Source organism: Vogesella mureinivorans (assembly GCF_007644035.1).
Taxonomy (GTDB): domain Bacteria; phylum Pseudomonadota; class Gammaproteobacteria; order Burkholderiales; family Chromobacteriaceae; genus Vogesella; species Vogesella mureinivorans.
The window spans coordinates 49943-64805 of the sequence record NZ_VMTV02000909.1; the positions used below are offsets into that span (position 1 = coordinate 49943).

Consider the following 14863-nt stretch of genomic DNA (forward strand, 5'->3'; position numbering starts at 1 on the left):
GGATTAATCCTTAGAACCAAAACGAGAGCGAATCATTGAGCCAGTACTATTAACGCCGTCAAGATAAGAGCGGATAAGTAAAGCTGCCATATTGATAGCCAGGACGTCACCAAATCCCATAAGGGAAAGAATCGAATATATATCATGACCGATAGAGCCAGCCATACCGACAAGCATACTATCTAGCTGTTCGAAAACTATCTTTATACCAGTATAAGAAACCAAGCCAAATGTAAACGCCCCTGCCACTTTGGCAATAATCGGTTCGACCAGGTAAAGCAATAAACCGCCTAGTATTTTCCACATTATTGCGCACCCCTAAATATAGTCCTGGCAGCCATGAAATAACCGAGCAAGACAAAGAACGGGTTAATCATTATGGACAGGTCACAAAACGGCTTGTAAGTAAATACCAGCTCTGTATCAGTGCCCATTATATTGATAGGCAGCTTTTTTGGCTCAGGGCACGAATTGGATGTGAAATATTTATTTTTAGCATCCAGGGTCAATTTTACATCCTCAGTCTTGATGGCCTTTTTTTCCACATCTGGCATATCAGTAGAGAATAAGAAATCCTTGATAGAGGCAACAGCACCAGTCAGAGGAGAAACGGCAGAAGCTACCGCACTAGAAATGGCCGTGGCTGAAGCCTGAACGGCATTAACCACAGATGTAACGGCATTAGATATAGTCGCTTTTATGGCTGATACGGCACTAGAAATAGCCGTAGTAATGGACGAGAGATCTAAGGGCGGGACTTCTTCGGAGCCAGTGCCAGTACCAGTACCAGTACCAGTACCAGTACCAGTACCAGTACCAGTACCAGTACCAGTACCAGTGCCAGTACCAGTGCCAGTGCCGCCAGTAGATGAGGGAGCACCAAGCGCGCCAGGTGGAAGGCTAATTACAGGAGGTTGACCATCACCTTTTGATTCAAGCGTGCCAGTTACCGTGCCTGAAGGCGTCTTATAGGTAACATTGCCACCACCTATGGAAATAGACTCAGAACCACCCTGACAAGATGCCGACATAGACCCACCAGAGATGGAAAAAGTACAACCCCCGCGATCGAAACTGGTAACACCATTGCAAGCAGGGTTTGACGGATCAGCAGAGAATGAACCACCACGGAAAACAATTTCACATTCAAGACCCGCAGGCTTTTGAACATCCGCAGGCGTTGCCAAAGCACAAGAGTCACCATTCAGAGCATAACCAGATGGACAAGTCTTTTTGGTTTCAATAACAGACTTGCACCCGCCAAAAGCACCAGCAGCATTCCAAGCACAAGCACCCTCAACGCGGCCACCATGCTCAGGACGCGCAAAAGGCCAGTCTTCATAAATAACTTCCAAGCATGGCCTGCCACCCTCACAGATAAGTTGATCTGAGGAGGGCGATACAGGAGGAGGAACAGATACAGGCTTGCCGTCAGCATCAGGCTTTGTGGGCCAGTCAGGTACTGGGGTTTGTGTATTGCCATCAAGCCTAGGGTATATGAGGCCAGCAATAGTGAGCCCGATGATGGGTGCAAGGTAACGGCCAGCTTGAGTAAGCGTAAAACGGGCACCAGCCCCCATGGCCAAGCCGATAAGAGGCGCGAAGGCATAAGCCCTAACAGGAAATATCAACTGCCAGAGCATGAATAAAGACAGGAAAATAACCCGCAGAGCTTTCATGGCGTCACCTAAATAGAATCCAAAACGCCCCGACCAGGGCAAACAGAACAATATAGCCTTCCATATGCAAAAAGGGGGCAATAAGCCCCCTTCCCCCTTATTTGTGTGACAGGGTTACGGGCGAACCATGCGCCACATTTTCTTGATGGCGAAGAAGCCCAGCATTGCAGCGCCGATAGCGGCAATGGCGACACCACCCGCCTGAATTGCATCAGTCACGGGGGTGATGTCGATAGTAGGCGCAGCAGCGTGAGCGGATGCAGCAGCAGCACCAATTACGGAAGCCAGAGCGACGCGTTTCAGCAGTTGAAGTTTCGATTTCATGGGATTAATCCTCATTTGTGGATGGAGAAATAAAACGGCCAATATTGCGATATGCAAAGGCCAAGCCCCAAAGGGCAGCTATACCTAGGGCAATAGATGCACCGTCAGTAATAGAAAGCGGCACGAAAAACGTAGTATTCATGCTGCTATATTCTTGTTGCGTCACCAGGACATAGCCAGGGCAATTAGCCAGGTCAGCAGATGAAGCAACCAAAACAGGCTGATCTATAGGATCACCGCCATATGTTGGCGTTTTAAACTCTACGCATTGCGGCATTTATGCATTCCCCATTATGAAAGCGTGCCAATCGGGATGTATCCGACCAGCAGGTATAGTTAACGGGGGAATGGGTGTAATGGGTGTATCCGGGGGGATTACTTCCGGCATCCTGCCGGTGTAAGTAATCGGAGCCGTACAGTTATTGACACGAGTCCAAGGCGCGGACGCGCCGCCAGCGGCAAGCCGCTTGTCGGCACGCCCCGCGCTATTTGCGCTCTCGATGTGCCACTGGTGAACACGGGTAATGATGGCTTCGCCATTGAAGGTGATACCGCGTACCACCTTTACCGGCTCTTCATAGCGGTTTGTGCGTTCTTCGCGGTATGGCAGCACGTCAGCGGTAAGCGACAGGCGCATGAATTGCGCCCAATCAGAGGCGTCAGCAGCTGCAAAGAGATCCCGCAAGCCCTCTTGAACCTGATCTGCAGTCAGGCGGCGAAGCTCACGCCAGACAGTGACAGAGGCAGTGCCGAAGAACTGGAATTGCCGGGCGCGATTTGTAGAAGCCCACGAACCAACACGGGCGGCAGATTCCACCAGTGAGGATTTGCCAGACTCATGGTCTACGCCGGTCAGACTGGAGCCATCAGCGCAGCCGCCATCAATGTTTTTACTGATGTACTTTGCGAGGTAGCCAACAGCGGAGCCTTTAGCCGGGTCAATGCGCTTGAAGGTAAAGCGACGCAGCCAAGCGCCCTTTTCGTTCGGGCTGTCCTGCAGGGAGTAAGCGCGGAAGGTGCGGAGCGCGGTCTTTATCTGGCCGGGCTGGACGAACAAGAGCATGTGCCAATGCGGCGTACCATCGTGATGCGGCTCAACAGTGCGGACGCCGAAGAACTGGACGCCATCACGCGCCCACTGTGCACGGGTGCGACGCCATACGGTGTTCAGGTACTCATGAACCTGGCGGCCATCCTCGCCCGTGTAATTTGGGTTTTCCCCGCCGCCTTTGCTCAGGCGTGGGTGCATGTGGCCGGGGGCTGTGAGCGTCACGAAAACAGCGGAGCAGCCCTGTTCTTTTGCATACTCTTCAAGGCCACGCGCCCGAACCATGAGTTCAGCGCGTTTTATCACCGGGTTGGCCGGGGACTTGTCGGCCAGTTCCTGCAGGGTGAATTGGTCGCCCTGTTCATTGGTGGCAACGAGGTTGGCCAGAATGTCAGCGGAACGGCGGCGCCGCGCCTGTACTACGGCATGGGTTCTATCGGAGACGTACAAAGCTCTATTGCGGCTGACGAGTCCGGCATTGACAGCGAGACGCTCGAAAGCGCTACCGTGTACCGCCCTAATCTGACGCTTCCAATAGATCGGGTCGCATCCGCGGAGCCTTGCGGCTTTTCTGATGGCAACGATTTTGTCCCGGTCGCACTCGCCGGTTTCCTTGTCGATTGCCCTTGAGATGTCGGAGGGCGGCAAAGGAAGTAGCGCGGCAGCTGCCAGCTCATCGACCTCAGGCGCTGGGTGATAGGGCCAGCTGCTACGCATGACAGCATCAGCAAGTTTTTCTGCGGCCGCGCTGATTTCGTCGTGATCAAGGTACACATGGCGTTTTCTAGCTGCTGTGCAAATATCACGGGGCAGCCCGGCCACAGTTCCGCCATGGACGAATCGTTTAAGCCAGTCATTGGCATCAATCCAAGAACGGCCAGCACCGCTACCATGTTTGCGTGACCATGCACGAAGCAGGACGGACGACATATCCGGGGACAGGTCAGCCGACTTGATACGGCGCATTGCCCACTGTTGATCAGCCAGCGCAGGAGCGTGGCGACCCTTAACAGGCGCAAACAATGGGGTAACGGTGCGTAGCGGGTTCATCGCACCAGACCTTTTTCAGCAGTCAGGGGCGACAGGAAAGTAATACCTTCCGGGCAGCGGTAGATAGACAGCTGCTCGACGGTGTATTCCGGCATGTGTTGCGCCCCGAGCTTGCGGAGGTGGTGCTTTTCCGACAGGGTCAAATCGTCAAACGCCACGCGCTTATAGCCGGGGAATTGTGACGGGATGAGCTCGGGCAGGTTCGGGGCGAACATGATTAGGGCGCCTTTTTAAGAGCGGCCATGGCCGGGGCAATCGTGGCCATGAACTCTTCGACCGAAACCAGCTTAGGGGCAAGCGTCATGGCGTCATACTCGCCAACGTAGACAGACACCGGGGAAAGGACATACATACCCGGCGCGTACGGCACCTGATCGGCAGCAAGGCGGATGCGGGTTTCAACGGGGTAGCGTTTCAGCTTGCCGGTTTCCTGATCGTAGGTGGCGGCATAGGCGGTTTGGCTACGGCTTACACCGGAACGGCCATCACGTTGCCATGCCTTTTCTGTGACGGGTTTGTCTTCAACTTCGATAACGATCATGTGATGTACTCCGAATAAAAAGCCGACGTCAGGCGGCAAAAAGACGGTGGAGAAAGACGGCAACAGCACGACCGAGAAGCGGCGACAAGGCAAGAAGCCCAACCACTGCCGCGAGTTCGATATGCATCAAGAGCCCTCAGAAACCGGAAAAGACAGGGAGCGATAGCAAACCCACCAGTCTTCATAAGCAGCATCCGCTACCAAGAAAGCGTCACGCGCCCTTGCAAACCGCTGCTTGACGAGTTCGAGCTGCTCAGGAAGGGGCGCACCGTCAACAACGAGCGATGCAAGTTCAACGGCATTGAAGTTCATGAAGAACTCGGAACGGTCACGAGCGCCGCGCACCTCATCGAAAGGCGGCAGTGTTTGCTTTTGCTGATTAGGCTTGCGTGCCATGCTGTTGCCCCTGCTAGAATCATCTGGTCATGCAGATTACAAGACCTTGTAGCGGCAATCCTAACTACAAGCGCTTGTATTACTCAAGGTGAATTTATGAGAACTTCAATCAGCTACCTAGAAGAAGCACTAGAGCGAATGGGAGACGAGACGGACAAGAAGAAGGCCGAAAGGCTAAAAATGACGCCTCAAGCCCTAAGCAACTACAGAAAATGCGTAAGCCGTATGGACAACTTTGCATGCATCATGGTTGGCCGATATCTAGGGATTGACCCCATGAAAATCATGGCGGCATGCGAAGAAGAAAGGGCAAAAAGCGAGGAAAAACAAGAATTTTGGCGGGATTTTCGAAAAACCCTCAGCGGCCTAGCGATAGCGGCAGCACTGGGGGCAACGACGATGGCAGCGCCTAGCACGGCACAGGCCTACACCGTCGCTGGCGAGCAAATGACAAATGTTTATTATGTCAAATTTAGGAGCAAAAACGGTACTGCACGCCACTCCTCTACATCGATTTCCTATCATTTGTTAATCCAACGTACCGCAACGGCTACGTGGCGAGGCACTTGCACCACCACGTAGCGTCACACTCACGCTCAAATCTATGGCGCAACGTGCTGCAGGTAAATCTGCAGTTCTTTGCGACCTTGCCATTCGTTGGCCGCTAGCTGGTAGACGGCATGGATTTCATCTGGCAGCCAGTCGGTGCGGTTGAAAATCATGCCGTCGCATTGCACACCGTCTTTGGCCAGGCGCAGCTTCAGATGCTTGTCGCCCACCATGCGCTGGCTGATGACCTGAAACCTGTCCTGGAATGTGGGCGGCGCAAAGCCTTGGCCCCATACTTCTGCGGCCAACGTTTCAGCCGTTGGCAGGTTCAGCTCCCTGGCGCTGAGGCTGCCATCGGTTTCCAGGGTGCGTGTCAAGGCGCTTTCATCCATCAAGCCTTGCGCTACATCTTCGAATGCCTGCTGAAATGTCGATAACGCCTGTTCGGCGATGGTTAGCCCTGCTGCCATGGCGTGGCCACCAAATTTCAGGATCATGCCCGGATGGCGTTTGTACACCAGGTCCAGTGCGTCACGCAGGTGGAAACCGGGTATGGAGCGCCCTGACCCTTTGATTTCGCCCTCGTCACCCGGGGCAAAAACAATGGTTGGCCGGTGGTATTTTTCTTTCAGACGGGAGGCTACGATACCCACTACGCCCTGATGCCAGTCGTCACGATAGAGCGCCAGTGTGTAACGTTTGTCGGCATCGATGGCAGTGAGTGCTGCCAGGGCTTCGTCTTGCATGCCGTGCTCTATCTGGCGGCGTTCGCGATTGAGGCGGTCCAGCTCTTGCGCCAGGCGCATGGCTTCGTCTTCGCTGCTGGCCAGCAGGCAGGCAATGCCCAGGCTCATATCGTCCAGGCGCCCTGCCGCGTTGAGCCTGGGGCCCAGCGTGAAGCCCAAATCAAAGGTGTTGGCTTTGTGCGCTGCGCGCCCGGCGACGCGAAACAGCGCGGCAATGCCGGGGGCCATGCGCCCTGCCCGCATTCTGCGCAGCCCGTTATCGACCAGGATACGGTTGTTTCTATCCAGCCGGACAACGTCGGCCACCGTGCCCAGGGCGACGATGTCGAGCAGCTCGCCCAGGTTGGGTTCAGGGTTGGCCGCAAAGTGGCCGCGCTGGCGCAGCTCGGCACGCAGGGCCATCAGCACGTAAAACATGACCCCGACACCGGCCAGATTTTTGGAGGGGAAATCACAGCCTGCCTGGTTGGGATTCACGATGAGTGCGTCGGGCAAGGTGTCGCCGGGCAAGTGGTGGTCGGTAATCAGCACCTCTATGCCTAGTGTTTTGGCTGCTTCTACGCCTGCCACGCTGGCTATGCCGTTGTCGACGGTGAGGATGATGTCCGGCTGGCTGTGTGCGGCCAACGCAACGATTTCCGGCGTGAGACCGTAGCCGTACTCGAAACGGTTCGGCACGATAAAGTCAATCACGCCCCCCATGGCCGCCAGGCCTTTTACCGCCACGGTGCAGGCGGTGGCGCCGTCGGCGTCGTAATCGGCCACCACCAGCATGCGCTGCCGCTGGCTGATGGCATCGGCCAGCCGGGCTGCCATGGCCAGGATGTTTTTCATGCTGTGGTACGGCAGCAGGCCTTTGAGTGCGTAGTCCACGTCGCCTGCATTGTCGATGCCGCGGGCGGCGTACAGGCGTGCCATCAGCGGGTGGATGCCTTGCTCGCACAGGGTTTGTTGCCGGCTGGCCGGGTAGCTGCGGGTGGTGATCTGGGTCATTGCGGGTACAGAGTGGCGAGAGGTTGGCCGGATTGCCAGAATTTCCACAGCTGGCGCGGGGTGATGCGCAGGGTGAAGCCGGCATCGCCATCGCAGCTGAGTTCGAGCACCTGTAGTTTGCCGGCCTTGAGTGCGGCCAACATGGGGGCGAACCAGTCTTGCTCCAGCCGCTTCAGTGTTTCGCGCCAGCCCCAGGCGTCGCGAAACTGTGCGGCGGCCTCCAGCTGGTCCATCACCAGGTGCACGTGCTCGCCCTGCAGGCCGGAAAACTGATAGGGAGCAGCTTCAATAGCCATGCCGCACTCTGCGGCCAGTGCCTGATAAAGCGGGTTGTCACTATATAGCAGCGGGGCAAAGGCTTGCGGCGCGGGGCTGCTGGCACCCTGCTCTCCCCATAACCACACACTGTTAACCGGCGTATCGCCACGCAGCTCACGCGCATCGTTGGCCGCATGGGTGTAGAGCAGCATCTGCATTTCGTTCAGATAACGGCTCCAGCGCATACCGTTTTGCCCGCTTGGCAGATGGTGGTTGATGTCCTGGCCAATGACATCGGGCAAGGGGGTGAAGCTGGCGCCGGTGGCTGCCGGTAATGAAATGAACCAGCGCGCCGGTGTCGGGGCGTGGAACGTAAAACCATCTTCGGCAAAGAGCTGGTTCAGGCTGGCGACAAGCTGGTCAGCTTCGCTTTGCGCCAGGTTCATGATGCCTACATCGCCCAGCAAGGCGCGATCGCGGTCTACCCGCAAATTGACCGGGTCGGCAATCAGCCAGTGCCGGCCGGTAGTATCCAGCCCGGCCTGGCGGGCCAGGGTGGCGGCGATGGCCAATGCGGGCACGTTAAAACTTTGCAGCAGGTGCTGGCTTGGCAGAGCCGGGCGGGCGCTACGTTGGCCGCGGGCTAGCATCAGCGACAGTGCCGGGGTGGCGAGGTCACGGCAGACGTCTGCGCCATCATAAGCGTCGTACCAGGCCAGGCCGGGCAAGTGCAGGGTGAGTTTCATAAAAGTGCCAGGCTGTTTTTGTTTCTTAACAAAACAAATGTGGGGTATGTAGAACCATCCGCCCCCGCGCGCTGTCTGTTGGTGCAGGTTGCCCTGGCCGTTTGACTAGTAGATTGATTTGGCAGGGGTTTCTGGTTTGCAGTGGTGCCGTGTTTTTGCTAGCATGCCCTGCTTTGTTATTTATTGCTGCCAAAGTAGCACTTTAGCGGCGCAGTATTTAAGCTGATTCGTCATGCGATGAAGGCTTATGCCACACGAGTCATCAGAATATGGATTATCGCAAACTGCTGGCCTTCCCGCAAAAGTGGGTAGCACGGCTGATCAACAACCCCATGACCTGGCTGGGCGCCACTGCCTGCTTGCCGTTTATGGGCGCTGTGACGGCGCTGGCGATTACCCAGGAGCAGGCGCTGCCCAAACCAGCGGCGCCGCTGGCACAGCAGTTTACCGAACAGCTGGTGCTACCCCCCCTGCCCGCCGCAAAGTCTTCTGGCCTGCGTTACTGGCGTGACGAAGCGGTGCAGCGTGGCGACACCATTGCCCGCCTGCTGAACCGCTTGGGCGTGGACGACGGCGAAGCCACGCGCTTTATCCATGCCAGCCCGCTATCGCGTGATCTGCTGAAGCTGCGCTCTGGCGCCACCTTGTCGGTGGAGCTGAACGACCAAGGCGAGCTGTTTGGCCTGCGCTTTCTGAATGATGATGAAAACGGCGAAAAAGTGCTGGTGGTGATCGAGAAAAACGGTGACCAGTGGCAGGCCAGTGCCGATGCGCCCGAGATGCAAACCGTGCAGACGGTGAGGTCGGTGCTGGTCAAAACCAGCGCTACCGGTGCACTGGCACAGGCACAAGTGCCGGTGGAGATTCGCACCAGTTTGTCCGAGATTTTTGCCGACCAGCTACCGCTGGCCGCGCTGCGCCCGGGTGACAAGATCAGCCTGGTGTACGAGACCCTGCAGTACAAAGGCACGCCGCTGGCCAGTGGCAATATCCTGGGGGCCGAGATTGTTCGGGCAGGCAAGGTCTACCAGGCATTTTACTTTGAGCACGACAGCGAGTCTGGCGGCTATTACGACGCAGCCGGCAAGCCGCTGAAAAAGGGCTTTACCATGCAGCCGGTTAACGCCCGCATCAGCTCCGGCTTTGGCATGCGCTTCCACCCTATTCTGCGCTCGCTGCGCATGCACGAGGGTGTGGATTACGCGGCGGCCAGCGGCACGCCCATTGTGGCGCCATCTGATGCCACTGTGGCCACCGTGGCGCAGCAAAGCGGCTATGGCAATGTGGTGGTGCTGAAGCACAGCAGCAAGCTGTCTACGCTGTACGCCCACATGAGCAGCTTCCAGGCAGGCCTGCGCCCTGGCGACAAGGTAAAAGCCGGCGACGTCATCGGCTTTGTCGGCAGTACAGGCCGCTCCACCGGCCCGCATCTGCATATGGAGGTGATGATCGACGGCCAGCCAGTCGATCCGGCCACCACCGCGCTGCCGGTGCCGGGCCTGGCGCCCAGCCAGCGCTTGGCCTTCCGCCAGGCTAGCGTTAAGCTGGCGGCCAACCTTCAGCTGCTCAGGGATATCCCGGTCAGCGTGGCGCAGCTGGACTAAACCGGCCGCACCCATGCACCGCCCTGGCAGCCACTCTTTGCCAGGGCTTTTTTATGTCTGAGATTTATATCGGTTTAATGTCGGGCACCAGTCTGGATGGTGTCGACGCCCTTGTGGTGGACTTTGCCACGCAGCCCATGCGCGTGCTGGGCGAGGCGTTTGTACCCTACCCCGCAGACGTACGCGAGCAGGTGCTTACCCTGCAGCCGGTTGGCCATGATGAGCTGGCGCGCAGTGCCTTGCTGGGCAATACACTAGCCACGCTGTATGCCCAGGCTGTGCAGCAGGCACTGCAGGCCAGCGGCCTGGCTGCTGGTGACATACGGGCGGTGCTGTGCCACGGCCAGACCATCCGCCACGCTCCGCAGCATGGCTATACCTTGCAAATCGGCAACCACGCCTTGCTGGCCGAGCTATGCGGCATCGATGTCATCGGCGATGTGCGCAGCCGTGATGTCGCCGCCGGCGGCCAGGGTGCACCACTGGTACCGGCTTTTCACCAGGCCGTCTTTGCCAGCACCAGCGTGTCGCGCGTCATTCTGAATATTGGCGGCATTGCCAACCTCACCCGCCTGAGCCCGGGCTTGCCGGTAATCGGCTTTGATACCGGCCCGGGCAATATGCTGCTGGACGCCTGGATACGCCGCCATCGCGGCCTGGACTACGACGCGGGCGGCGCGTGGGCTGCCAGTGGCCAGGTACAGGGCGTACTGCTGGACCGCCTGGTGGCGGAGCCCTACTTTGCGGCCAACCTGCCCAAAAGCACCGGGCGGGACTTGTTTGACCTGCCCTGGCTGGATGCGCAGCTAGCCGCGCATACCCGGCTACACGGCCCGGTGCGCGATGCCGATGTGCAAGCCACGCTACTGGCACTCACCAGCCACAGTATTGCGGCGGCCGTGCAGCGCTTTGCGCCATGCTGCCGCGAGCTGTATGTCTGCGGCGGCGGGGCGCAAAACCCGGTGCTGATGGCCAGCCTTGCGGCCAACCTTGCAGGTATTTATATCGAAACTACCGAGGCATTGGGCCTGGGCCCGCAGCAAGTCGAAGCGGCTGCCTTTGCCTGGCTGGGCTGGTGCTTCAGCCACCGCCATGCGGCCAACCTGCCAGAAGTGACCGGCGCGCGCGGTTTACGCGTACTCGGCGCACTTTATCCGAGGTAAATGTAAAGTGATCGATAAAATACCGGGTAAATTGCCGATATAATGCATGGCTGACTTCATACATTAAATAACAATGCGCCTGTTCAAGCGTAAAGCTGCCGTACGCAATACCCAACCCCTACCACCCAAGCTCACCGCGCTACTGCGCGAAGCGTGGTGGCTACTCATGGCCGTGACGGCTGTTTATCTGGTTATCACCCTGGCCAGCTTCAATCCGGCCGACCCTAGCTGGTCGCACAGCTCCGCCGACACGCAGGTGCGTAATTACGGCGGCACCTTTGGTGCCTGGCTGTCCGACATCCTGCTCTATCTGTTTGGCTATGCGGCATGGCTGCTGGTGGGCTTCTGCCTGTTTGCCATTGCCTGGGGCTACCGCAAGATCGAGCAAGCCGATTTCCAAACCGGCCCCATGACCTGGGCCGCCTTGCTGGGCTTTCTCGTCACCCTCACCAGCGTCGCCAGCATCGAAGCGCTGATACTGGGCAACAAGGTACTGGCACTGCCGGCCGGTGCTGGCGGCATGCTGGGCAAGTCGCTGGGCTATGCCGCCGCACATGCTTTCGGCGGTACCGGCGCGGGCCTGCTATTGCTGGTGCTGGCGGCCATTGGCACCTCACTCTTTACCGGCTTGTCCTGGTTAAACCTGATGGAAAGCCTGGGTGGCAAGATCGAAGATGCCACGGTAGGCGCCTGGCAAGCCTGGCAGGCTAGTAAAGACCGCGAGATCGGCCGCGAGGTGGCCAAGCAGCGCGAAGAAAAAGTGGTGCAGGAAAAGAAAAAGATCGACGAGAAACCCCCGGTACGCATAGAAGCCCCGGTGCTGGAAGTACCGGTATCACCCAAGGCGGTGAAGCCGGTACAACAATCGCTGTTTGCCGCCCCGGGTGACGACGCCCTGCCAGGTCTGACCCTGCTGGCACCACCCAAAGAACAAGGCGAACCGGTTTCTGCAGAAACCGTGGAATACACCTCGCGCCTGATCGAGCGCAAGTTGGCCGACTTTGGCGTAGATGTGAAGGTAATTGCCGCCTACCCCGGCCCGGTGATTACACGCTATGAAATCGAGCCCGCCATCGGGGTAAAGGGCGCACAGATCGTCAACCTGATGAAAGATCTGGCCCGCGCCCTGAGCCTGGTATCCATTCGCGTAGTAGAAACCATCCCGGGCAAAACCTATATGGGCCTGGAGCTGCCGAACCCCAAGCGCCAGATCGTGCGCATGTCTGAAATCGTCGGCTCGGAAAGCTACCAGAACATGCCATCCAAGCTGGCCATGGCACTGGGCAAGGACATTGCCGGGCAGCCCGTCTCTGCCGACCTGGCAAAGATGCCACACGTACTGGTGGCGGGCACCACCGGATCCGGCAAGTCGGTGGCCATCAATGCCATGATTCTGTCGGTGCTATATAAGGCCACGCCAAAAGAAGCCCGCCTGATCATGGTGGACCCGAAAATGCTGGAGCTATCGGTATACGAAGGCATCCCGCATCTGCTGGCCCCGGTGGTAACCGACATGAAGCAAGCGGCCAACGCACTGAACTGGTGTGTGGGCGAAATGGAGCGCCGCTACCGGCTGATGTCCAAACTGGGTGTACGCAACCTGGCCGGCTTTAACCAGAAGATTCGTGACGCCGAAAAAGCGGGCGAGAAAATACCCAACCCGTTCAGCCTGACGCCCGACATGCCAGAGCCGCTGGAAACGCTGCCGCTGATCGTGGTAGTCATCGACGAGCTGGCCGACCTGATGATGGTAGCGGGTAAGAAAATCGAAGAGCTGATTGCCCGCCTAGCCCAAAAAGCGCGGGCGGCCGGCATCCACCTGATTTTGGCCACGCAGCGCCCGTCGGTGGATGTGATCACCGGCCTGATCAAGGCCAACATTCCTACCCGTATTGCCTTCCAGGTATCCAGCAAGATAGATAGCCGTACCATTCTGGACCAAATGGGCGCAGAAACCCTGCTAGGCCAGGGCGATATGCTGTACCAGCCCCCCGGCACCAACTACCCGCTGCGCGTACACGGCGCCTTTGTGGCCGACGAAGAAGTGCATCATGTGGTGGAGTTCCTCAAAACCACGGGCGAGCCAGACTACGTAGACGGCATTCTCACCGGCACGCCCGAGGGCGATGAAGCGGGTGGTGATGCGGGGGCTGCTGGTGGCGGTGGCGATATGGAAGCCGACCCGCTGTACGACGAAGCCGTGGCGATTGTGATAAAAACCCGCAAAGCGTCCATTTCATCCGTGCAGCGCCAGCTACGCATCGGCTATAACCGCGCGGCCCGGCTGATTGAACAAATGGAAGCCACGGGTATTGTCTCTGCCATGGAAACCAACGGTAACCGCAGCGTGCTGGTGCCCATGCGCGAAGAGTAAGCCCCTGCCCTCTTTTATCTACAATGGCCGCCTTGCGGCCATTGCTTTTTATCGCTAGCCGGTTAAGCTAGGCGCACTCGCTTTGTACTGGACAAATCATGCCCGCACTACTGAAAGAACCCGCGTTTCGCCACGATTACACCCCGAAAACAGGCATTCTGCTGATTAATCTGGGTACGCCAACGGCACCTACAGCCAAAGCACTCCGCCCCTATCTAAAGCAGTTTTTGTCCGATAGCCGTGTCATTGAAATCCCCAAGGCGATCTGGTGGTTCATTCTTAACGGCATCATTCTGAATGTACGCCCGGCAAAAAGTGCGGCGAAATACGCCACGATCTGGACACCGGATGGCTCCCCCTTGCTGGTGCACACCCAAAAGCAGGCAACGCTGCTAAAAGGCCTGCTGGGCGAGCAAGGCATGCGCAACCTGGTGGTGGACTACGCCATGCGCTACGGCCAGCCATCTGTCGAGCAAACCATGATCAAGATGCGGGAAGCCGGCGTAGAGCGCCTGCTAGTGATACCGCTGTACCCGCAATACGCTGGCTCATCCAGCGCCACCGCGCTGGACGACGTGTTCCGCACCCTGCAAAAAATGCGCAACATGCCGGAAGTGCGCACCGTACGCCACTTTCACGATCACCCCGCCTATATACAGGCACTGGCAGATAGCGTGCGCGAACACTGGCGCCTGAACGGTCGGGCAGAAAAACTGGTGATGAGCTTTCATGGTGTGCCACGCTTCACGCTGGACAAAGGGGACCCCTACCACTGCGAATGCCTCAAAACCGGCCGTTTGCTGGCCGAAGAGCTGGGGCTGAGCAAGGCGGAATACGTGGTCAGCTTCCAGAGCCGGTTTGGCAAAGCAGAATGGATCAAACCCTACACCACCGAGGTACTCAGCCAGTTGGCGCGCGATGGCGTATCGAAAATTGACATCATGTGCCCGGGCTTTGTGGGCGACTGCCTGGAGACCCTGGAAGAAATTGCCATGGAAGGAAAAGAAGATTTCCTGACCCACGGCGGCAAGGAGTACCGCTATATAGCCTGCCTGAACGAGCGCCCGGCATGGATTACCGCCCTGGCAGAAATCGCTGCGGCCAACCTGGGTGGCTGGATAACAACACCGGATGATGCAGAAATGCGACAACTACGTGCCCGCAGCTGTGGCGCAAAAAGCTAGAAAAAGGCCAATTTTTTTCACAAAGGCGCACCTCAATGGTGCGCCTTTGTTCATTTGTGAAAACTTTGTTCAATAAGTGCATGGTGCAGCACACCATAAAGAGGCATGAGACAAATTTATGTCGAACAATATTCAAAACATTGTTTGCGACCTTCGTTGACACTGAAAGAAACGGCTCCGCATAATCCCTGCCATCTGCTCATCCAAA

15 protein-coding genes are annotated in these 14863 nt (G+C 57.5%); 5 read left to right on the forward strand and 10 right to left on the reverse strand.

All coding sequences use genetic code 11. The annotated features are described in order from the left end of the window. Positions 1–3 precede the first annotated feature (3 nt). The 8 genes from FLQ44_RS20435 to FLQ44_RS20470 all read right to left on the reverse strand — a co-directional run bounded on the left by FLQ44_RS20435 (position 4) and on the right by FLQ44_RS20470 (position 5038). Entirely contained in the window at positions 4–306 is a 303-nt protein-coding gene (locus FLQ44_RS20435) for a DUF2523 family protein (RefSeq protein WP_147695826.1), read from the reverse strand. After that, a complete protein-coding gene (locus FLQ44_RS20440) occupies positions 306–1679 on the reverse strand; it encodes a virulence factor TspB C-terminal domain-related protein (RefSeq protein WP_147695827.1) in 1374 nt (457 codons plus the stop codon). The genes FLQ44_RS20435 and FLQ44_RS20440 overlap by 1 nt, the downstream gene beginning before the upstream one ends. Positions 1680–1793: 114 nt before the next feature. Then, on the reverse strand, positions 1794–2003 hold the full coding sequence (locus tag FLQ44_RS20445) for a major capsid protein (protein ID WP_147695828.1): 210 nt from the start codon (positions 2001–2003) through the stop codon (positions 1794–1796). 4 nt (positions 2004–2007) lie between these two features. After that, a complete protein-coding gene (locus tag FLQ44_RS20450) occupies positions 2008–2280 on the reverse strand; it encodes a hypothetical protein (RefSeq protein WP_147695829.1) in 273 nt (90 codons plus the stop codon). Then, positions 2281–3981 (reverse strand): replication endonuclease, encoded by a 1701-nt coding sequence (locus tag FLQ44_RS20455; protein ID WP_170253048.1) that lies wholly within the window; start codon positions 3979–3981, stop codon positions 2281–2283. A gap of 116 nt (positions 3982–4097) precedes the next feature. Then, positions 4098–4316 carry a hypothetical protein gene (locus FLQ44_RS20460; RefSeq protein ID WP_147695831.1) on the reverse strand — a complete coding sequence of 73 codons (219 nt, stop codon included), beginning with the start codon at positions 4314–4316 and terminating at the stop codon, positions 4098–4100. A gap of 2 nt (positions 4317–4318) precedes the next feature. After that, complete coding sequence (locus tag FLQ44_RS20465) at positions 4319–4642, reverse strand: single-stranded DNA-binding protein (RefSeq protein ID WP_147695832.1); 324 nt, start codon at positions 4640–4642, stop codon at positions 4319–4321. A gap of 126 nt (positions 4643–4768) precedes the next feature. Continuing rightward, the gene (locus FLQ44_RS20470) at positions 4769–5038 is read right to left on the reverse strand and encodes a hypothetical protein (protein ID WP_147695833.1); all 270 of its coding nucleotides are present in this window, start codon (positions 5036–5038) and stop codon (positions 4769–4771) included. A gap of 96 nt (positions 5039–5134) precedes the next feature. On the opposite strand from FLQ44_RS20470, the gene FLQ44_RS20475 reads away from it, so the two are divergent. Next, positions 5135–5620 carry a DUF3693 domain-containing protein gene (locus FLQ44_RS20475; RefSeq protein WP_147695834.1) on the forward strand — a complete coding sequence of 162 codons (486 nt, stop codon included), beginning with the start codon at positions 5135–5137 and terminating at the stop codon, positions 5618–5620. A 20-nt stretch (positions 5621–5640) separates the two neighbouring features. Here FLQ44_RS20475 and recJ read toward each other — a convergent pair whose 3' ends face one another. Together recJ and FLQ44_RS20485 are read right to left on the reverse strand one after the other, a co-directional pair. After that, a complete protein-coding gene (gene recJ / locus FLQ44_RS20480) occupies positions 5641–7326 on the reverse strand; it encodes a single-stranded-DNA-specific exonuclease RecJ (RefSeq protein WP_147695835.1) in 1686 nt (561 codons plus the stop codon). Beyond that, complete coding sequence (locus FLQ44_RS20485) at positions 7323–8330, reverse strand: hypothetical protein (RefSeq protein ID WP_147695836.1); 1008 nt, start codon at positions 8328–8330, stop codon at positions 7323–7325. Before FLQ44_RS20485 ends, recJ begins: the two co-directional genes overlap by 4 nt. Positions 8331–8599: 269 nt before the next feature. Between FLQ44_RS20485 and FLQ44_RS20490 the strand changes: the two genes are divergently transcribed. From FLQ44_RS20490 to hemH, 4 genes are all read left to right on the forward strand, one after another. Then, on the forward strand, positions 8600–9934 hold the full coding sequence (locus FLQ44_RS20490; RefSeq protein WP_147695837.1) for a M23 family metallopeptidase: 1335 nt from the start codon (positions 8600–8602) through the stop codon (positions 9932–9934). A 53-nt stretch (positions 9935–9987) separates the two neighbouring features. Beyond that, positions 9988–11097 carry an anhydro-N-acetylmuramic acid kinase gene (locus FLQ44_RS20495; protein ID WP_147695838.1) on the forward strand — a complete coding sequence of 370 codons (1110 nt, stop codon included), beginning with the start codon at positions 9988–9990 and terminating at the stop codon, positions 11095–11097. Between the two features lie 73 nt (positions 11098–11170). Next, positions 11171–13471: a DNA translocase FtsK gene (locus FLQ44_RS20500; RefSeq protein ID WP_147695839.1), complete on the forward strand. Its 2301-nt coding sequence runs from the start codon at positions 11171–11173 to the stop codon at positions 13469–13471. A gap of 98 nt (positions 13472–13569) precedes the next feature. Beyond that, entirely contained in the window at positions 13570–14655 is a 1086-nt protein-coding gene (hemH, locus tag FLQ44_RS20505; RefSeq protein WP_147695840.1) for a ferrochelatase, read from the forward strand. Positions 14656–14863: the final 208 nt, after the last annotated feature.